This is a genomic window from Desulfosarcina ovata subsp. ovata, assembly GCF_009689005.1.
In the GTDB taxonomy this organism is placed as follows: Bacteria; Desulfobacterota; Desulfobacteria; order Desulfobacterales; family Desulfosarcinaceae; genus Desulfosarcina; species Desulfosarcina ovata.
Window position 1 is genome coordinate 1,476,569 of sequence record NZ_AP021879.1, and the last position, 19,797, is coordinate 1,496,365.

Below are 19,797 nucleotides of genomic sequence, written 5' to 3' on the forward strand. Positions count from 1 at the left end.
CTTATCTGGCCGAAACGATGATCAAGGCCGATAATAGGTATTTATTTCATGCAAACAGGTTGCCGTAAAGAATATTCAGTAAGTTACCAGGGGACGGCTTGTTTACTATAAAAAATACCATGATTTTCAACCTACTTTACAATGTTACAGATTGAGGGAATTTTTATAAGCATTAATTTCCGATTGAATCTATCAAACAATGGAGGGGTATTATGAAGAAAAAAGTGGGGGTTTTACTGTCCGGTTGCGGTGTATTTGATGGGTCTGAAATACACGAAGCGGTTCTAACACTTCTTTTTCTCGATCGACTAGGGGTTGAGATTGTGTGTATGGCTCCGGATATACCGCAAGCGCATGTGGTCAACCATCTGACACAGGAAGAGATGAAGGAGACGCGTAACGTGCTGCTTGAATCCGCCCGCATTGCCCGGGGGGAAATAAAAAATTTAAAGGATGTGAAAAGCGCCAATCTTGACGCATTGATAATACCGGGGGGGTTCGGCGCGGCCAAAAACTTAAGTGAATTCGCTTTTAAAGGGCCCGGGGGAGCTGTAAACCTTGACGTTAGCCGGTTGCTTGATGACATGTTATCCGATAGGAAACCCATTGGCGCTCTTTGTATTGCCCCGGCCACCGTTGGGATGGCCTTGAAGGATCACTCTCCGACGCTGACGGTAGGCACTCATGAGGAGACGATCCAAGCCCTGGAATCGATGGGAGTTAAACATAAAACCTGTATGGCAGACGAAATTGTCTTTGACGAAAAAAACCGTATCGTAACGACCCCAGCCTATATGATCGGCCCCGGGATTAAGGATGTAGCTCAAGGGATTGAAAAGCTCGTTGAAAAAATTGTTTCGATGATATAATTCAAAATTTTATGGAAAAAGTTTTAAAAAAAATAAACGTTGAACACCTTTTTGAGAGAATAGCCTCTTTGGCAATTTCCGGAGATGAGTCAGCGGTAGAATTCATTCTACATGAGGTACTAAAGCTGTTGATGGAGGGAATCGAGGCCGACATCGGCCAGATAAATCTATTACCCAAAAGCGGACCGGTGGAAAAGCTCTTCATTATTAAAGATAAAGAGCCGTGGCTGCGGGAAGGAATGGGTCTGCATCTGTTCGATCCTCATGGAGGATTTACAGGTATGGTAATTAAATCCGGTAGATCCATTCTTGTCGAGGATATCTGGTTAGAAGATTTTCAGGGCCTGCCTAACCCTTTTTTACAAATTTGGCCGGAAATGAATGGTGAATATGTACAAGAGATAAAAAAACCGGTGGCGAGTATTATCATAATACCGATTAAAAGGGGTGGGGATACTTTCTGCACCATCGAGTTAAGCCGCTACCGGGGCAAAGATCCGTATAATCAACCTGAAAAAGAACTCGCTGATGATTTTGCTCAAAAATATGGTCCCCTGATTATGGACTATATTATAGACATCAAAAATAGGGTTTGCATTAATACAGCCCATAGGAAGTTAGTCAGTCTATCCCGGTTCATTGCTACAGATACGACAATTAATTACAGAGACGCAATAGGCGCCTATCAAAAGCTTTCCTCGGCTGATATTGGTTATGGTTTCTTTAAAACAGGAGGACTTCGCACGTCGAACGTTCGCCTGGTTTCATGGTACGATGATAAAGTGATGGAAGTGTTCCTTCAGGATTTTGTTCCCGCCCCTGACAGTGTTCTAAGTGATGTCAGCGACATCACTTACCCGGTGGAGGGTCAAGCAGGTGATCACCGCTTAATTCGATTTCGGAACAGGATTGCATCCTATCCCGGACTGAAAGAAGAGGAGCGTGATTTTATTATTGAATGCAATGATCATATCAAATCTTACGTTACTTACCCGCTGCACTTGCTCAGCCAGGATTCGGGCGCTATCGTTCTCGGTTCCAGAAGGCCTAACTTTGGTCCTTTTCTTCATCTGCAACCCTTTCTCTTGCTGTACAATTCTCTGTTGAAATCTTTTCTGTTAAACGAGAGGGTAGCTCAGCACCTTTCTGATATCAGCCATCAGATACATAACCCTGGATTTTATTGTTTAGCGTCGTTAAAGGGCGCCCTGGTTAAAAAGTTTCCCCATGTTTATAGTGATTCTGAGGTGTCTAAGGCCCTTGAAGGTTTGGAAGCATTGCTATCCCGTCTTCATGAACAAGGATTGCTGCTAAAAAGAAGGCGGAAGAACATTCAGTTAATAAAATGGCTGAATGCTTACATCAGCCAGATGAGGGCAAGCAATCCGCATCTGGTCATCAACATTGACATTCAGGATAACAATCTGACAAATAGTAAAATAACCGGGACATATGAGCAACTTGAAGGCATCTTTGAAAACCTATTTACCAATAGTACTCGAGCGATCATTGCTCGACAGCAACAAGATGACGCTGTTATCGGGAAAATTTATATCACTGTAAAATTAAAGGGCAAAACGATTATTGTCACGTTTCAAGATAATGGGTTGCCATATAAAACCGTTTCCGGCAGAGGCTGGCCACAGATGTCAAACATCATGAAAGAAATGGGTGGCAAGATTTGCAAGGAAGAAGATCCCTACCGCATCCATTTGAAATTTAATATTATAAATACAAAAGGAGGAGAATGAAATGAAAGCAAAAGTATTATTTTTTGACGATATTTTCAGTGATATATTCAGAGAAAAACATCTAAAAGAGGAACTGGCATGGGACGATAACTGGATAGATTCGATTTCTAAATCACTTGATGAGTCTACGCAAAGGATCGGAGTCAGTTTCGAGATCATTAAAAGTGGCGAAATCGATGCGTGGGAAGCGTTAATTAAAAAGGAGAACCCGGACATCATTTTGCTTGATCTTTTCTGGGTCGAACAGGCACAGCAGAAATATAATGATCGAAATCGAGCAGTGGACATCAGCATGGATGTCATGCAGCAGGTTCGCAAGTCGTTTCCTTCTATTCCTGTTGTTTGTTATACGATCAAGCCTGATTATCAATTGATGGAAAGAGCGTATGAAGCAGGCGCCACTTTTTTCCTTGAAAAGGTTCCGCTGGCAATCCCGGAGGTTCACAGCTCATTGAAGTATATTTTAATTTATTTGATACGACAGGTGCAAAAAGAGAATCTTATCATGGAGCCTGATTTTTAATATCCAGGAAATCTAATGCACTATCTTCTGCCGCGTCAGTCAACGGCCTGTTTATCAATAGCACGGGAGATGAATTATGGTTGAAGAGGTACGCCCGAACTTATTTCGAGTTAAAATCCCCCTGCCTGACAGCCCGCTGAGATTTTTAAACTCGTATATTATTATTTCAACTAAAAGAAATCTAATCATTGACACGGGGCTTAACCGGCAAGAATGTTTTGAAGCAATGAAATCGGCCCTTAAGGAATTGAAGGTAAAACTGGAGGTCACGGATTTTTTCATCACGCATCTTCATGCCGATCATTTTGGTCTTTTATCAAAACTGGTTACAGAATCTTCCAAAGTATATTTCAATCGTCCTGATGCAGAGATTATCGAGTCATGGGAAGGTTTTGAAACAATGATCGCATACGCTGGCCGAAGCGGGTTTCCTGAAGGCAAACTTCGATCTGCCCTTACCCAGCACCCTGGATATAAATTTGGGTCCGATTGGGTTCCGAAATTAAACATCCTTAAAGACGGAGACCATATCGATATCGGTGAGTATCACTTTCAATGCATCGAAACCCCAGGACATACACTGGGGCACACATGCCTATATGAACCTGATAAAAAAATATTGGTGTCGGGCGATCACGTTCTTCAGGACATAAGCCCGAACATACAGTGCTGGTCAGATGATGAAAATCCGCTGAAAAGCTATCTAAAAAGCCTTGAAAAGGTCTTTGAGCTTGATGCAGATCTGGTTCTGCCTGGGCATCGGCGACTTTTCAACGACCACCGGCAGCGGATCAGGGAACTTCAAACCCATCATTCAAGACGGCTGACTGAGATTCAAGACATCCTAAGTAATAGCCCTATAAGTGCCTATGAAACAGCTTCACAAATGACCTGGGATATTCGGGCCGATAGCTGGAAGGCGTTTCCCCTTATGCAACAGTGGTTTGCTACCGGAGAGGCCATCTCACATTTACGCTATCTTGAAGAAAAACGAATGATAAGAAGGAAAATGGCTGATAATATGGTTAAATTTTTAATACCCTCTGACCGCTCTTTAACGCAAATTATAAAAAATGAACCCACACTTCGAAACACGGGATAGCCTAATCATATTTCTCATTGACAATTGTTCTTCTTTGGTGTTTTTGTTTTTGTATATTAGTAGTTCTACACGAAATGGTTGCCCAAGCTGTTTTATACTTCTCAATGTTGATGAACTCGTAAAAAGTACCCAAAATGCTATTTTTACAAATTGCCAGCCAATGATTTCAAATGGTTGCAAGGTCGAAATTTGAGAATTTCGACTTTTTACGAGACTGTCAATGTTGGTACCAACCGTTTTTTGCTGTCATTGTAAAATGGCTGAATAAAAATCTTAATAGGAGGGGAATCAATGAAAGCAGCTGTTTTTTATGGACCTGGGAAAAAACTAAAGTTTGAAGAAGTTCCTACTCCCCGGATCGGTCCAAACGAGATTTTGGTAAAGGTGGCCGGATGCGGTATTTGCCAATCTGATATGGAATACATCGATCTTGGCGTGCCTACGGTGAAAAAACCACCAATGATATTAGGGCATGAATCAGCCGGGATCGTATCAGAGGTTGGGTCCTCGGTAGTGGATTTGAAAGTCGGAGACTCAGTTTTGTTAGGCAATATTATTTCCTGTGGTTCGTGCCGTAATTGCAGGGAAGGCAGAGACAATATCTGTGACAACTGGATAATGCTTGGCAACCACATCAACGGCGCCTATGCTGAGTATATAAAAGTTCCTGCGCGAAATGCATATCCACTCCCAGCGGAAATCCAGCCGGAGGATGGCTGCATAATTGCCGATGCCGTATCAACACCTTTTCATGCCGTCAAGAACCGCTCGGGTCTGACTCTTGGAGATACCGCAGCTGTCATTGGCTGTGGTGGTTTAGGAATGAATTGTGTTCAGATTGCTGCAGCAATGGGTGTGTCTGTGATTGCTGTAGATTTTAATATTCCAGTTGTAACCGGAAGCCCGAAAACAAAACTTCAAGCTGCAATGGAGTTTGGGGCTTATAAAGCCATCGACGCTAAAAAAGGGAAAGAGGTGGTAAAGGAAATACGGCGTTTGACAGGGGGCGGGGTTGATGTGGCTTTTGAGTTGATTGGACGGCCTGAAACAATCCTTCAAGCTTACCAGATGCTACGTCCCGGTGGCCGGCTGGTTGTTGTAGGATTTTGTCCGGATAATGCATCTTTCAGTCCTGGGCGAATGATGGTCAAGCAACTGGAAATTGTTGGTTCAGTCAGTTGCTGTACCGCTGATATGCCAAGAATAATTGAACTTGTTAAGAATAAAAAAATAGATATTAAACCGCTGATTACAGGAAAATTTCCTTTATCAGAGGTTAATGAGGCACTTGATGTTGTACGAAAAGGTGAATCAATTAGAACAATCTTAATTCCTTAAAACTATTATTCAGGAGGCGAATTGTAATGAATTATAATAATATACTTCTTAATATTGAGAATAATGTAGGCCGGATAACAATTAACCGACCGCCGTTGAACATACTTGATCTTCAAACTATGTCGGAAATCGTATCCGCGCTGGAAGAAATAAGAAACACAAAGGCCATAAAGGCCGTTGTTTTTACCGGGGCCGGAACCAAAGGCTTTTCTGCCGGTGTCGAGGTACGCGATCATCTTCCTGAAAGTGTTAAAGAGATGCTGCGTGTCTTTCATGGGATGTTCCGTCAAATGATTAAATTAGAACAGCCGACTATTGCCGTTATAGATGGTTTTGCTTTGGGGGGCGGTTGTGAACTCGCTCTTTTTTGTGACATGGTCATTGCTTCAGAAAAATCCGTAATTGGTCAGCCCGATATCACCTTAGGCAATTTTGCGCCCTTAGCCTTAGCAGCCTATCCTTTTTTTATAGCTCGCAAAAAAGTATATGAATTCCTCTTCACGGGAGAAAGTATTTCGGCGCAAGAGGCCAATCAAATTGGATTGGTTAACCGGGTCGTTCCGTCGAGTGAATTGAAAGCAGCTGAAGATGCGTTGGTGGGAAGTCTTTTAAAACTCAGCTCTGTTGCTATCAGAGCAAGTAAAATGGCTATGGCGGCCACTTTCAACGAGCCGTTTGAAAAAGCCTTGGACGCGATAGAGGGAATTTACCTCAACGAGCTTGCACCTTCTCATGATGGCTTAGAGGGGCTTGTCGCCTTTTTAGAAAAGAGAGAACCCGTTTGGAAAGAAGAATAAATATTATGCACAAAACAGAAATGCGGGTTCAATGGTATGATTGCGATCGTGAAAACATACTTTATTTTGGTAACTTTTTCAGATATGTCACTACGGCTGAGGAAGAATACATTCGATCCATAGGCTTAACTCACGACATTCTAAAAGAAAAATACAATATTGGTTTTGTTAGGGTTAAAGCGGAATGTATTTATAAGATGCCTGTTCTATATGGAGATTTGATTGAAATTCATTTAAGATCCAAAATTGAGAATTCTACTTTTTTGACTTATAGTTTTAAGTTTTATCGGAAAAACGAACAAGTGCTTTTAGCCGAAGGAATAGTAAAAACAGCTTGTACGATATTAGGAAATAACTTCAAACTTACAAAAATACCTAGTGAGATAGCGGTAAAATTTATGGGTGATATTATCACAAACCAGTAGGGGAACTCAATGTTAATCTCAAATGTTCAAAGATTTTCAACCAATGATGGCCCGGGTATAAGAACAACAGTTTTTCTGAAAGGCTGTCCTTTGAGATGTTCCTGGTGTCATAATATTGAAACTCAAAATTCCCATCAGGAGTTTTACTTTTTTAAGAATAAGTGCATGCGGTGCGGCCACTGTGCTGAAGTATGCCCTGAAGATGTTATCAGTCTTCCTGGACCAAACGGGGAATTCCCGGAACGAGACAGAAATAAATGTACCCTATGCATGAAATGTGTTGATGAATGCCCACACGGTGCATTGGAACTGGTCGGTAGAGAGTGGACGATCGATGAAATCATTCAAGAGGTTGAAGGGGATAGGCAGTTCTATGATAACTCCGGGGGGGGGATAACGGCATCGGGTGGTGAACCGCTTTTTTTTCCGGAATTTACTGCTGCGCTATTAAAAAGGGCGAAAGAGAAAGGAATTCATACATGTTTAGATACTTCTGGCTATGCCCCATGGAACGATTTTGAAAGAGTGCTGATTCATACGGATATGGTTCTTTTTGATCTAAAGTGTATGGACCCAAAGACTCACCTTAAAGTAACCGCTGTGTCAAACAAAATAATACTTCAAAATTTACATAAAATCAAAGAAATATTTGGTAGCACAAAGCGGGTAAGGTTGCGGCTGCCCATAATTCCAGGGGTGAACGATGATGCAGACTTTTTTGAATCGGTGGCCAATTTAGCCAGGGATCTTGAAGATACGGTGGAAGGTATTGATGTTTTGCCTTTTCATAATTGGGCTGAGGGCAAGTATGAACAGTTGGATAGGATTTATACTTTCGCAGGTACCAATTCAATGCTCAATGAGGACGTGTCGAATTTCGCAAGTATTTTAAAAAATTACGGCTTTGAAGTTACGGTTGGTGGATAAATCAATTGCTTAAGTTAGATTTTTTAGCTGTTTAGGATGGCTGATTTTTTTATACCAAAAGCGATTAAGAAATATTTATTTGACGGTTTGTTCCCGGACAGAATAGACGAGACTAAAAAAAAAGGGAATTACCACATTGTAACTTTTTTTTATTGACAAAGATTTTAAGAATGCTTAAATACAAATAGCAATGATAATTATTATTAGTAGTAGTGGTGGTGATGGTACTAATGATTTAAGGCACATGCACTAATTAAAATTTTGGGCGGAGTATTTCCATATTTCATTTTCATACCACGGTCAGGGTTAAATATAAAGATAAATTCTTATAATTTAAGGGAGGTAAAACAAATGGCAAAATACGGAAAAAGCAACCATTTTTTTCCAATTCCGGAAGATGCATATGATTATGAGCCGGGGAAAGGTGACTTCGTCGTACAGATGAAGGATGAAAAGGGCACATACTGGCATTTAAAACCTGTGTTTGCGGATCAGGAGATGAGCGAAGAGGATTTAAAACACTCAATTTGAAAGAACTCACGCAATCGGCACCTGAACGGCCATAACCAGGTTATTCAGCCGCCATTAGTGGCAAATGTAATATCAATCAACATCGACAGCACGGCAATAACCATACTTTTTTTTGGAGGATCAAAATGGGAAGCTTAATGGTACTTAATGAAATTAAAAGTGAATTGTGCTTGACTGCTCCTGATTTACCCTTGGGAAAAGCGTTGTGGGATAAAAAGCTTGAGGAAGAACCTGGTAGCACCCCGCGTACAAAGCACCTTTACAAACGTTGCCGCTGGGCACATACCGCCGGGGGAGTGTATATTCGGGAGGCATTAAAGACTTCTCTCGAAAGAGCTCAATTGTATACCGATGCGCATAAAGCCAATGCGGGAGAACTTCCCGTAACTATCAGGGCAAGGTGCCTTGAGCATTACTTGAAGAACTGTAGTATGTATATCCAGGACGATGAAATAATAGTCGGTGGCCACAATGCACGACCGGACACCCTGGAACTGTACCCAGAAGGTGGCGAGGCAAATGTTTTCGATTATCTAGAAGATGATTCTATCACGCCGGAGGAATTATACGATGATGGGGAAAAAATAGTAGAGTACTGGAAACAGTGGTCACTTTCATCCAGATGCGAGAGGTATCTTGATCAAGAATCATTGGATGCACTTAACTCGGGTGTGCTTGGGGAGCCTCCGGTATGGAAGCATTTCTATACCAGCACTTGTCCGCCTTACCAGAGTGTGCTTGAGGACGGACTAGAGAAGAGGATTAAATGGTGCGAGGACAATATTAAAGATGTCCGGGCCAAATTGACCCAATACCCGTGGACAGGCGACGAAAATGTAAAGCTTTTTTCGAAAATTGATATGTGGGAAGCAATGATTATCGTCGCTAAAGCGGTTATTGGCTGGGCTAGAAGATATAGCCGGCTGGCCAGGATCATAGCGGAAAACTTCGACCTGAAAGACAGTGTGGTAGGCGCTGAGCAGAGGAAAAAGGAGCTTCTGGAAATCTCTGAAATTTGCTACCGGGTGCCCGCCAAACCGGCTAGCGGCTTTAAAGATGCCATGCAGTCAAAGTGGTTCTGCTTCGAGGTGGGCCAGAATATCGAGCGGTACTGTTCCGGCTACTCTCACCTCGAAGACGATCTGATGTGGCCTTACTACAAGATGAGCGTTATCGACAAGACCGGCCAGCCGATGGCCCGGGAAGAGGCAATCGAGCTTCTCGAGTGTGAGCGCCTCAAGATTTGTGAGCGTGGTGTGACAAAGGGAAGGTGGATGCGGGCCATTCACCCCGGGATCAATGATCTCCATATCGTTACCATAGGGGGGCTGGATGAAAACGGCAATGATTTGTGCAACGATCTAACTGACGCCATCCTAGAGGCAAGCCTGAACATCCATACCAACGAGCCCTCCATAGCCTTCAGGTACTCCCCGAAGATTAACGAGAAGACGAGGCGGCTTGTCTATGAATGTGTCGCCCAAGGTTTTGGCTTCCCCTCAATAAAGCATGACGAGAAAAATACAAAGCAGAGTATTGAATCCCAGGGCTGGCCGCCCGAGGTGGCATCACGTTGGGCACTGGTCCTCTGCATGGCGCCTGGGGTTACCGGAAGAAGGTCGACACAACACTCGAGAAATGAAGGGGGCGGCGGCGTAGACGGCCCGGCGATGAGTACGTTGGCGTTGAGTGATGGTTTTGATCCCTGGTTTAGCCAAAAGCAGGTGGGTGCCCATACCGGGGATGCCTCTAAATTCACCTGGGAGGATCTAAAAAGAGCAGTTGAGACACAGATAAAGCATGCCTCACAGATTGAGACGCTGAACAAGGAGATCACCAGCTATGCAGAGGGAAAGTGGCTGGAGAGCCCTTTTATAGCGGTGATGGATGACTGGTGCGTCGAAGAAGGTGTGGGATCTTTTGAGCGTCATAACAAACCTTACACCAACACCTGGACCAGTTTTTATCCTGGGATAAACTGTGTGCCCGATGACCTTACCGCTATTAAATACTGGGTGTTTGATAAGCAAAAATACACGATGGGGCAACTCCTCGAAGCGCTCAAGGCAAACTGGGAGGGTTTTGATGAGATGAGGAAAGACTTCGTCAATGCGCCTAAATTTGGTAATGATGACGATTACGCCGACGATATAGCTAAATGGGTTTTCGAAAAATCAGTTGAACTCTGGAAGCAACATAAAATGGTGGGTTGGAAAGGCGGTATTTCTCTGATCTCGCAATCGGTGTCCTCCTTCGCCACACTTGGCACCCTCATAGGCGCACAACCATTCGGTCGTCGTCATGGTGAGTCCCTGCACGATGGCGGCGTCTCGCCATACATGGGGATGGATAAAAAAGGTCCGACGGCGGTGCTGAAAAGCGTGGCAAAACTGCCCCACAGCGCGATGAAGGGCAATCAACTCAATCAGCGTTTACCGGTGGGCCTGATGAGGGAGTCCGAGAAGGGATTTGATGTCTGGACTGCCTACATGAAAACCTGGCATGACTTGGGTATCGACCACGTTCAATTTAATGTCGTGAATACCGAGGACATGCTTGCCGCCCAAAAAGAGCCGGAGGATTGGGATCATTTGATCGTGAGGATAGCCGGCTACAGCGCCAGATTTACCTCCTTGACCCAGATGTGCCAGGACTCGGTCATCGGGCGAACGGAACAAGGCTTTTAGCCGATAAAAAACAGTGAATTCGCTGTCTCTTAAAGTTGCAGGGCGTTACCTGTGGCAGCGTCCTGCAACACATCGGATGGTACCATTCCGAATGGCAATAGATTTCAACTAAGCGGTTATGTAATTTTCAGGTTGAAAAATAAGAGGAGGTGATCGTATGCCAAAGTGTAAAACATGTCGTTATGCAAGAATTGGGCTCGTTGACCCGATGGACGGGTATTGTATATTTGGAGTAAAAGAAATCGATTCAGATTCGGCGACAATCAGCGTTAAATCAATGGCTGTGCCGGGCAAGCGGATTAACCTGCGTGATGAGGCATGTGAGCATTTCGAAAAGAAAGGATCCCATGCGGATTTCATAAAAGAATCTAACTGACCTTATATAACTAGTGTCGATCCAGAAATACCGTATTCAAGTTCTCTTCTCGGACCAAAAATTGAGTGCTGTTGATTCCCACGATGAACGGAAGACAATTTTCGGATTAAATTGAAGGGGTTTCGAAGTTTTCAAATTTTCTGGAACTTTGTTTATGCCCACCGGTTTTCAACGACTTTCCACCGTTGGTCGGACCTCTATTAGGGTGCGCTACGCGCTCCAATTTTATGGGTTTTTCAAGGCATGGGCAGGAAGGCTTGAATAAAATGAGGGGAGCAGCATTTCTGATTTGCTACTCCCCTCTGGGCATTTTATTCAATGCCTCCTGCACCCGGCTATCCCTTGACAGGTTGCTCCCCAGCAGAGCCTGGCTCCGTTTCACCGGGCAAAACGTATTGAATCGGATTAAAACTTCATCTTTTTTTGCTGGCTTACCACAGACAACTCATCCGTTAATCGGTTGAGCACATTTAAAATGGCGGCCAATACAAGCGCCTCCAGTTTTTGGCGGATATCTTCGGCGGTCGGATGGGATTGCATATCGACTCCTTTCCTAAAAGATTTCGGATGCGGCAAGCCGCACATGTTCCGCGTTGACAGTTTTTTCATGACCCATTGCCGCGGCAACCAGGGCACCACGAGCCAGGTGATTGGCTTTCCTGAAGATGCCGCCCGATCCTTGGTGGATCGCCGTGATCGCATTACCTTCGAACAGCATCCGGTCGATTCCGGCAATGGTCAGATGATGTTGAAGATAGGTTTGCATCTGTTCTTTTTTGGAACCGATGAAATGGCTTTTGGCCACCACCCGCGATGCCAGAGGAAGACAACCCGGATATCGCAGGTTGTCGATCAAATGCGTCTGGCCAGCCAAAACCATGGGCAAATAAGGCTTCGAGTCCATTTCGAACTGACACAGCGTATGCAACTCCACGAAGACTTCCAGACGGAGCAAAGAGGCTTCATCGATGACCAGAACGACATTTTGTTTTTTCCCGTGGATCAATTCCAATACTTCCCGTTTGATTCGATCGGTCATGGCCGCACGGGAGGTCCCGGCAGGTTTCATTCCCAGTTCTCCCATGATCAGGCGGTACAGTTCCAGGATGGAACCGGATGTGGCGGTAACATAGACGAGTTTGTACTCGGAAGGATGCAGACCGTTTACCAGATAACGGATGGCCGTGGATTTACCGGAGCCGATCTCACCGGTGATCAGATAAATCGCCCCTAAACCCAAACTGTAATCGAAACGGTTCTTCGCTGCCGCCAGTTGATCCGTTTCAAGAATATCCGTCACCGCGATATCCGCCGTGAAGGGCTCTTTCTCAAAACCGAAGAACGGCAGATACGGCGTATTCATTTCCATAGACCGCCTCCCTGATAATCCGTCTTGTGGGCCGGTTCGAGTTGGGTATTGATGTTCTTGTCCCGCTTTACCCGGCAGTTGACATGCAGATCCACGGGAACCAACAATCCGTGGGACTTCCGATTGAAAAACACCTCAGCCGTTTTCGGTTCGTTTTCATGGTACAAAATCAGCGCCCGTTTGCCGATCAGCGCCACCGGAGCTTCAAACAGGTTGCCGTTGAGTGTGACGGTTCGATCCTTTGCAACGGTTCGGTATACGGCGGTGCGGAAGTGGTCTTTCAGGTTCTTCGGTGCCGTTCGGATGCAGGCAAGGTTTTTGCTGAACCGGTCAAAGGGCGTCATGCCGGTGGCGCTGTGAATGCGTTGGTGATAGACTGTATCCAGCCAATGGCTAAACGACTGGTTCAGTCGTTCCAGGGAGGAAAGATCCGCGGCAGGCAAAAATCCACCGCGAACGGTTTTGAAAAATCTCTCAATTTTGCCCTTCCCTTGGGGCTTGTACGGCCTTGCATGAATGAGGGCGATGGCCAGTGATGCACAGGTAAATTCAAGTTTGCGGCTGCGATAGGCAGCGCCGTTGTCCACGTACAGTTTTCTCGGCAATCCTCGTTTGGAAAGTGCTTTTTCGAAAGCATCCATGAAACTGGCCAGATTCTCCGACAGGTAGAACCCGCCGTAAACGATCAATCGGGAATGATCGTCGATAAAAGCGATCAAATAGCTTTTTCGCATTTTCCGATCGACCACCACCTTGGGTCCGTGCATCACATCGCTTTGCCAGATGTCGTTGACCAACTCGGCTTCATACTTTCTTCGATCCTCCGGTTTGGGGGATTGATCCATCAACCCGTGTCGGTGAAACAGCCGATAGAGGGTGGAAAGGCCAAAGCTTGCAGGAACAATTGTCTGGCGTTTGAGACTTTCCAAAAGCATCGGGACCGGCGTTGCCATCTGGCTTTGTCTAGTGGCAAGGACGATGTTGACTGTTTCCTCGTCCAAGTTTCGGGATTTGCCCTGATCGCCTCTTTTCCCGGGATACAGCGATTCGATACGGCCGTTGCTTTTTTGGTAACGCCGAATCCAGCGATAAATCGTATTTTCGCTGATCCGTGTTCGGCTGGAATAGGGAATGACCCATTTGCGCTCGCACTTCTCCCTCAACAGTCGCCGTTTCTCGCTTCTGGTCAGGTTCGTCGTGCCGACAAACTCGTGAATCACCCCAAACCGGAAAACAGCGACGGTCTCATCCTTTTCTTGTGTCATACAAACCTCCTTTTTTGTGTTTCCCCTGGCTTAAACCATTTCTCACGATACGGGGAGCGCACTGTTCGGTAGGTTTGTCGATGATGGAAAGAACTCCGGATTAGATGGTCCGACTGACAGGTGTCCGGCCCATATTCATGAATAGGGAAAAGGCGGCAAGCAAATCGGTCCCGATCCCAAAACAGGCCAGGGCTTTTCGTTTTAGTGCGGCCAGCCAATGGCGCTGCCGGGATGCAGACAACTTCGTGTTCCATCTGCCGCTGGATAGGCGTTGCTTCAGGCAATCGCAAATTGTTAAGATCGGCACCTGAAAACGATTAAAGTAACCTTCGGGCTTCATTTTAATAATGCAATTACAGTCCGGGCAACGGTATCTTCGAAGCCACACCCCAAAAGCAAACCCATCAAAGTAGGCGAGTACGAAACCGTGTCCCCATATTCGAGTTGAACCACACCTGGGGCATCCGCGAGGTGTTGGCCAACAAAAATTGCGTCCCTGTTCATCAATATCCTTGAGTTTTACACAAACGGAAAGTATCATCGGACCATTCTTTGTTGGGGTCGATAATACGACCCGGTTTTTTGGGGTGCTCCGGTCTGCCAACCGCCACCCCTTTTCTTTATCCATAAAAAAAGCCCCCTTGCCGGAGGCTCATCTAATTCGAAAATTCTTTTCCGTTTGTCAACGATTGTGAAAATTTAGCCGTTTACCCCACACTCAATCGCGGCAACCTACAGTTGGAACAGATACTGGTAACAGGCGTCCGGATCGGAGAACCTGGCATCGAACTCGATTTCGGATCTTGGGAAATCTTCGGTGATGGTGAAGTCTGTCATGGCGGCCTCCTTTTTCTTTGGTTTTGAGGCCATCATAACGCAGACGTGTGACAGATCATCGCCACAGCCATCCTCGACCGGCTGCTTCACCATTGCCGGGTGATAAACATCAAGGGCCACAGCTACCGGCTCCGGGGTCACACGTTTTCAAAGAGCGATTTTGCCACCGCCGGATTTTCCGGGCTGGTAGCCGAGAATGGGAAAAAGGAGGTTCAATGAACCCCAGGGTGGTACAATTTTATTTTCCCATTTCTGGTACACTTTTCATTCCCATTGACAAACGCGGCTTTAGCAAGGATCACCGACCCGATTTGGCTCAAATGGTGGTCGGCGCGGTATTGGATGACAAGGGCCAACCCATCTGTTGCGAGATGTGGCCGGGCAATACCGCCGATGTCAAGACCTTGTTGCCGATCGTGGAGCGATTGAAGACGCGGTTTAAGATTGCGCGGATCTGCATCGTTGCCGATCGGGGCATGATCAGCAAAGACACGCTGGAGCAACTCGAATCTGAAGACAGCCCGATTGCCTACATCCTCGGTGCCCGTATGCGCAAGGTCAAGCAGATCCGGGACCGTGTCCTGTCCCAGCCAGGCCGGTACAGGCAGGTATACCCTGAAACCAGTGACCGGAGCAAACCGGCTCCGCTGAAGGTCAAGCAAGTCGAGTTAGACGGCTGCCGGTACATCGTATGTGTCAATCCCAGTCAGCAGCGCAAAGATGCCGCTGATCGTGAGGCTATCGTTCTGGCACTGACCGAGCAACTCAAAAAGGGTCCCAAAAGTCTTGTGGGCAACAAGGGATTTCGCAAATACGTGAAGATCGAAAAAGGCAGCACCAGCATTGACGAAAACCGAATCAAGTATGAATCGCGCTTTGACGGGAAATGGGTGCTTAGAACCAACACGGGTCTTTCTGCCGACCAGGTGGCGCTGAAGTACAAAGAACTGTGGCGGGTAGAAAAAGTCTTCCGCGACGTCAAGTCGTTGCTTACGACCCGTCCGATCTTCCACCAGAAAGACCGGACGATCCGAGGCCATGTCTTTTGCAGCTTCCTGGCACTGGTCCTTCGCAAAGAGCTTGATCGGCGTCTGTCGAAAGCGGGCCACCGTTTTGAGTGGGCCGAGATCAAGCAGGACTTGAAAGCCCTGCAACGGGTAACCATCGAAGAGGACGGCAGGCGCTTATCGATCAGGAGCCAAAGCAAGGGCGTATGCGGTAAGATCTTCCAGGCAGTTGGCGTGGCAATACCGCCGACGATACAGGACGCGTAAGCCGCGCTCGAAATCTAAAAAGGTAGTGCCAAGAACATTTTTGGGTGTTGTAGTGCGTTGAAATAAATAGATATTTAAAAATCGACTGTCAAACTTGAGTTAAGTTTTAAAATCACCTGCCGATAAGAAGGTCATAGCTGTCAGGAAATAACAAAGGCGCCGGCCGGTCCAACACTCAATCCTACAACTGATCTGTAAGAACTGACCTGTAAAAAAGGAGGAAGCTAAAGTGGTTGTAAGTATTCAGAACCTTAAAATCAAAACAAAGTTTTTGGTTCTTGGCGGAATCGCCCTGACAATGTCCCTTGTTTCGATCTTCGGCATGCTGGAGATTGCCAAAACAACGCATCTTCAAAAGCTTGAGCGGGATCATATCGAGGACGCAATTTATCTTGAATGGAAAACCTCGGCATGTTTCAGGTCGTTAAATGACCATCCGGGCGAAAGGGACGCAAATACGGCAACATATGTTACCAAAGAATCTGATATCGTAGGTGAAATGGGGATGATTCAGTTAGTCCTTGAGATTAAAAAGGCGCCTATTGCAGTTTATGATGCTGTAAATTCAATGGAAATTATACTTTTTAAACTTCTGGGTTTCGGGGAAACCTTCGAGGTATTGGACAAGGATTTAAAAGACGCTGAGAACGCTGAGAAAATATTGAGGCAATACGTAAATAACGAGATAACCGACCGGCAACTCATCAAACGCTTTTCAGCCGAAGTTGATAAAATAAAAGACAACAGCGCCAGGTTTTCCAATACTATGCAGAGCATCGCCGGCTTTATAAAACGGATAATGCTTTTCCTCACAACGGTTACCGCTTTCGCCATGCTTGGCTCGATGTTTCTGGTTGCGAAAATGATTACCACGCCGATCCTGAAGATAACGGATACGGCAAAGCAACTATCCGAAGGCGATTTGACCAAAAGAACGGATATAAAAACAAAAGATGAGCTTGGAGAGTTGTCGTCATCCTTTGATATCATGGTGGCAAACACAAAAAAGGTGATCGAGGGTATTCTATCAAAATCCGGGATCCTGAATGATTCGTCCGGGTCTCTTTCGTCTCTTTCCGAACATATGACAAAAAGTTCCGCAGATAGCTCCGGCAAGGCGAACTCTGTTGCGGCGGCTGCCGAAGAGATGAGCGCCAACATGAACTCGGTGTCTGCGGCAACCGAGCAGGCTTCAACCAATGTTACCATGGTTGCAACAGCCATGGAAGAGATGTCTGCCACCATCAACGAGATCGCTCAAAACACCGAAAAAGCCAGCGGCATAACCGGCAAGGCCGTCACACAGGCCCAGAGTACGTCCGATAAAGTTAATGAGCTTGGACAGGCTGCCAATCAAATCGGCAAGGTAACGGAGACCATTACCGAAATCTCCGAGCAGACCAATCTGCTGGCCTTAAATGCAACCATTGAGGCGGCACGTGCCGGAGAGGCCGGCAAAGGCTTTGCGGTGGTGGCGAATGAGATTAAAGAACTCGCCAAACAGACAGCCGAAGCCACCCAGGAAATCAAAAACCGGATCGAAGGCATCCAGGGCACAACCGCCGGTACGGTGACGGAGATCGAACATATATCCAGAGTCATCAGCGAGATCAACGAGATCGTTGTCACCATCGCAACGGCGGTTGAAGAGCAGTCCGTGACAGGCAAGGATATTGCGGAAAACGTGGCCCAGGCCTCCCAGGGAATACAGGAAGCTACCGAGAATGTCGCCCAGAGTTCAACCGTCTCCGGAGAGATCGCCGGTGATATATCGGAGGTCAACCAGACGGCAGGCGAGATATCGAACAGCAGTTCCCAGGTGAATATGAGCGCGCAGGAGTTAATGAACCTTTCAGCCGAGTTGAAAGAGATGGTGAGTCAATTTAAGGTGTAGGTATCCTTAAATTCATCATACCGGCATGGTTTCAACGCCCGTTATCAACTATAGAGGAACATCATGAAAAGATCGGCAATAGCGACAACACTGTTTATACCTAAAATACGCGATTTTCACAAAAAAAGAGTCCTCTAAAATTGGATAATGTGTTATAATACTTGTTAAAAACCACCATGTTTACAACAAGCGTAAACACACCCAATAGGTAAAGGACTCTATGAGTAAGCATAGCAAAAACTACCGACAAAGTGAACTCAAAATCCAACGCATCGAAACGACGTCCGACCGGTTGACCGGAAGAGCCGGGCTGGCCCTGTTCGTGGCGTATATGCACGGCATTCAGGTTTTTGGCTGGTTCGACCGCTGGTTTGGATCCATCCGCAAGAACCGAAAAGGCCTTGCCATTACAGAACTTTTCAAACAAGTGCTCTGCTTTTTCGCCGATGGGACCAGTCGGCGCCTGGCATATTTCGACCAGATTTCTCGCGATGAGGGCTATGCCGGCAGCATAGAGACGCCAACTGAAGACATGGCCTCTTCTCATCAAATCAAACGTTTTTTCAAAGCATTCGCCTGGACTCGCGTGTTTTTGTTCCGGCGCCTTTTGCAGGCCCTTTTCATCTGGCGTCTGCGGATTACGCAACCCGATGTGATCGAATTGGGTATCGATACGATGGTCATGGACAATGACGATGCAAAATGCCGGCACGGCGTGAAGCCCACCTACAAGAAGAAAAAGGGCTTTCAGCCCCTGCAGATGAATTGGGGGCGTTTGATTGTCGATGCGGCGTTTCGCAGCGGGGATAAACATTCCAATCACGGTGATGCCGTGCAGAATATGATCCGGCACATGGTTCTTAAAATCAGATGCGACTACCGTGGGGATGTGCCGATTATCATCCGCATGGACAGCGGGTTTTTCGACCAGAAAATCTTCGAGCTTTGCGAAAGGCTTCATGTCGGTTATGTCTGCGGCGGCAAAGTGTATAAAGACATCAAGCAAATGGCGGACAACTGGGATGCGTCCAAATGGAAACGATTCGAATCCGGCAAGAAGAAAGCCTGGAAATATGCCGAATTCGGTATCCGGCAAGGCAACTGGAAACGGTTCCGCCGCGCGATTTTTTGTCGGTTGATGCACGATGACAGCAAACAGCTTTACCTTCCGGGATTTCGGCCTGACACCATCATCGTCACCAACATCGGCCAAGGCCAGGCGATCGACAGTATGCTGGAAAAAGCAGGAGCGGTGGAATATCTGACCACCAACGGCCTTGTCGCCTGCTATCATGAACGCGGCAGAGACGAATTGGCTAACCGAGCGTTGAAGGATTTTGGTCACGAACAACTGCCTTTCAAGCGATTCGCTCCCAATGCAGCCTGGTATTATACGATGCTTGTCGGTCATTTTCTGCTTGAATCGTTTAAAGAAGATGTCAGTGCGCCGGTATTATCGATTGGTTCCTATGCCTCCACGGTGCGCAGACGGCTGATCGATATCGCCGGAAAGATTGTCTCCCACAGCGGGGAAACGATTTTGAAGGTATCCAAGGCCTGTGTGGAAAGCCTCCGCTTGCCGGAGTTGTTCGAACGGTGCCGCACAGCGCCGGTTATCGAATAACCGGTAAGGAAAACGAGACTCTGAGTAAAACTGGTGGAGAGGTGTGCCCTAAAACAGGCTTATTTGCGCATATACCCACAATCAATCCGATCAGGATAGCTTGTCCGGGAAAATAGTCTCAAATTCTCAGACGATCTCAATTTCTCTACCATGTTTTACCCGGATACTTCTGTTCAATACCAAAATCGCCTCGTTTAGGTATTACAGA

General features: G+C 46.2%; 18 protein-coding genes and 1 pseudogene. 15 read left to right on the forward strand and 4 right to left on the reverse strand.

Annotation, left to right across the window (positions count from 1 at the left end; genetic code table 11):
* Positions 1–212 precede the first annotated feature (212 nt).
* The 11 genes from elbB (at position 213) to GN112_RS06580 (ending at position 11,326) form a co-directional block, all read left to right on the forward strand.
* Positions 213–869: an isoprenoid biosynthesis glyoxalase ElbB gene (elbB, locus tag GN112_RS06530; RefSeq protein WP_197743282.1), complete on the forward strand. Its 657-nt coding sequence runs from the start codon at positions 213–215 to the stop codon at positions 867–869.
* An 11-nt stretch (positions 870–880) separates the two neighbouring features.
* On the forward strand, positions 881–2,620 hold the full coding sequence (locus tag GN112_RS06535; RefSeq protein WP_155309486.1) for a GAF domain-containing sensor histidine kinase: 1,740 nt from the start codon (positions 881–883) through the stop codon (positions 2,618–2,620).
* Position 2,621: 1 nt separating this feature from the next.
* On the forward strand, positions 2,622–3,143 hold the full coding sequence (locus GN112_RS06540; protein WP_155309487.1) for a DNA-binding transcriptional response regulator: 522 nt from the start codon (positions 2,622–2,624) through the stop codon (positions 3,141–3,143).
* Between the two features lie 76 nt (positions 3,144–3,219).
* On the forward strand, positions 3,220–4,245 hold the full coding sequence (locus GN112_RS06545; RefSeq protein WP_155309488.1) for an MBL fold metallo-hydrolase: 1,026 nt from the start codon (positions 3,220–3,222) through the stop codon (positions 4,243–4,245).
* A 291-nt stretch (positions 4,246–4,536) separates the two neighbouring features.
* Positions 4,537–5,583: a zinc-binding dehydrogenase gene (locus GN112_RS06550; RefSeq protein ID WP_155309489.1), complete on the forward strand. Its 1,047-nt coding sequence runs from the start codon at positions 4,537–4,539 to the stop codon at positions 5,581–5,583.
* Positions 5,584–5,609: 26 nt separating this feature from the next.
* Positions 5,610–6,380, forward strand: coding sequence for an enoyl-CoA hydratase/isomerase family protein (locus GN112_RS06555; protein WP_155309490.1), 771 nt, complete (start codon positions 5,610–5,612; stop codon positions 6,378–6,380).
* Between the two features lie 5 nt (positions 6,381–6,385).
* Positions 6,386–6,805, forward strand: a complete 420-nt coding sequence (locus tag GN112_RS06560) for an acyl-CoA thioesterase (RefSeq protein ID WP_155309491.1) — start codon at positions 6,386–6,388, stop codon at positions 6,803–6,805.
* Positions 6,806–6,814: 9 nt separating this feature from the next.
* Positions 6,815–7,732, forward strand: coding sequence for a glycyl-radical enzyme activating protein (locus GN112_RS06565; RefSeq protein WP_155309492.1), 918 nt, complete (start codon positions 6,815–6,817; stop codon positions 7,730–7,732).
* A 351-nt stretch (positions 7,733–8,083) separates the two neighbouring features.
* Positions 8,084–8,263, forward strand: a complete 180-nt coding sequence (locus GN112_RS06570; RefSeq protein WP_155309493.1) for a benzylsuccinate synthase gamma subunit family protein — start codon at positions 8,084–8,086, stop codon at positions 8,261–8,263.
* 125 nt (positions 8,264–8,388) lie between these two features.
* Positions 8,389–10,950: a pyruvate formate lyase family protein gene (locus tag GN112_RS06575; protein WP_197743283.1), complete on the forward strand. Its 2,562-nt coding sequence runs from the start codon at positions 8,389–8,391 to the stop codon at positions 10,948–10,950.
* A gap of 157 nt (positions 10,951–11,107) precedes the next feature.
* On the forward strand, positions 11,108–11,326 hold the full coding sequence (locus tag GN112_RS06580; RefSeq protein WP_155309494.1) for a hypothetical protein: 219 nt from the start codon (positions 11,108–11,110) through the stop codon (positions 11,324–11,326).
* 405 nt (positions 11,327–11,731) lie between these two features.
* Here the strand turns inward: GN112_RS06580 and GN112_RS34795 are convergent, their stop codons facing one another.
* The 4 genes from GN112_RS34795 to GN112_RS06595 all read right to left on the reverse strand — a co-directional run bounded on the left by GN112_RS34795 (position 11,732) and on the right by GN112_RS06595 (position 14,588).
* Complete coding sequence (locus GN112_RS34795; RefSeq protein WP_269434892.1) at positions 11,732–11,866, reverse strand: hypothetical protein; 135 nt, start codon at positions 11,864–11,866, stop codon at positions 11,732–11,734.
* A gap of 13 nt (positions 11,867–11,879) precedes the next feature.
* Positions 11,880–12,695 (reverse strand): ExeA family protein, encoded by an 816-nt coding sequence (locus GN112_RS06585; RefSeq protein WP_197743281.1) that lies wholly within the window; start codon positions 12,693–12,695, stop codon positions 11,880–11,882.
* Complete coding sequence (locus GN112_RS06590; protein ID WP_155309440.1) at positions 12,686–13,960, reverse strand: DDE-type integrase/transposase/recombinase; 1,275 nt, start codon at positions 13,958–13,960, stop codon at positions 12,686–12,688. The genes GN112_RS06585 and GN112_RS06590 overlap by 10 nt, the downstream gene beginning before the upstream one ends.
* Positions 13,961–14,060: 100 nt before the next feature.
* The gene (locus tag GN112_RS06595) at positions 14,061–14,588 is read right to left on the reverse strand and encodes a hypothetical protein (RefSeq protein WP_155309442.1); all 528 of its coding nucleotides are present in this window, start codon (positions 14,586–14,588) and stop codon (positions 14,061–14,063) included.
* Between the two features lie 266 nt (positions 14,589–14,854).
* Between GN112_RS06595 and GN112_RS35145 the strand changes: the two genes are divergently transcribed.
* From GN112_RS35145 to GN112_RS06610, 4 genes and pseudogenes are all read left to right on the forward strand, one after another.
* A complete protein-coding gene (locus GN112_RS35145; RefSeq protein WP_414736137.1) occupies positions 14,855–15,016 on the forward strand; it encodes an ATP-binding protein in 162 nt (53 codons plus the stop codon).
* A 53-nt stretch (positions 15,017–15,069) separates the two neighbouring features.
* Positions 15,070–16,071: pseudogene (locus tag GN112_RS06600) on the forward strand (IS1634 family transposase); the annotation flags it as partial.
* Between the two features lie 229 nt (positions 16,072–16,300).
* The gene (locus GN112_RS06605) at positions 16,301–17,965 is read left to right on the forward strand and encodes a methyl-accepting chemotaxis protein (protein ID WP_155309495.1); all 1,665 of its coding nucleotides are present in this window, start codon (positions 16,301–16,303) and stop codon (positions 17,963–17,965) included.
* A 220-nt stretch (positions 17,966–18,185) separates the two neighbouring features.
* Positions 18,186–19,589 carry an IS1380 family transposase gene (locus GN112_RS06610; protein WP_155309496.1) on the forward strand — a complete coding sequence of 468 codons (1,404 nt, stop codon included), beginning with the start codon at positions 18,186–18,188 and terminating at the stop codon, positions 19,587–19,589.
* Positions 19,590–19,797: the final 208 nt, after the last annotated feature.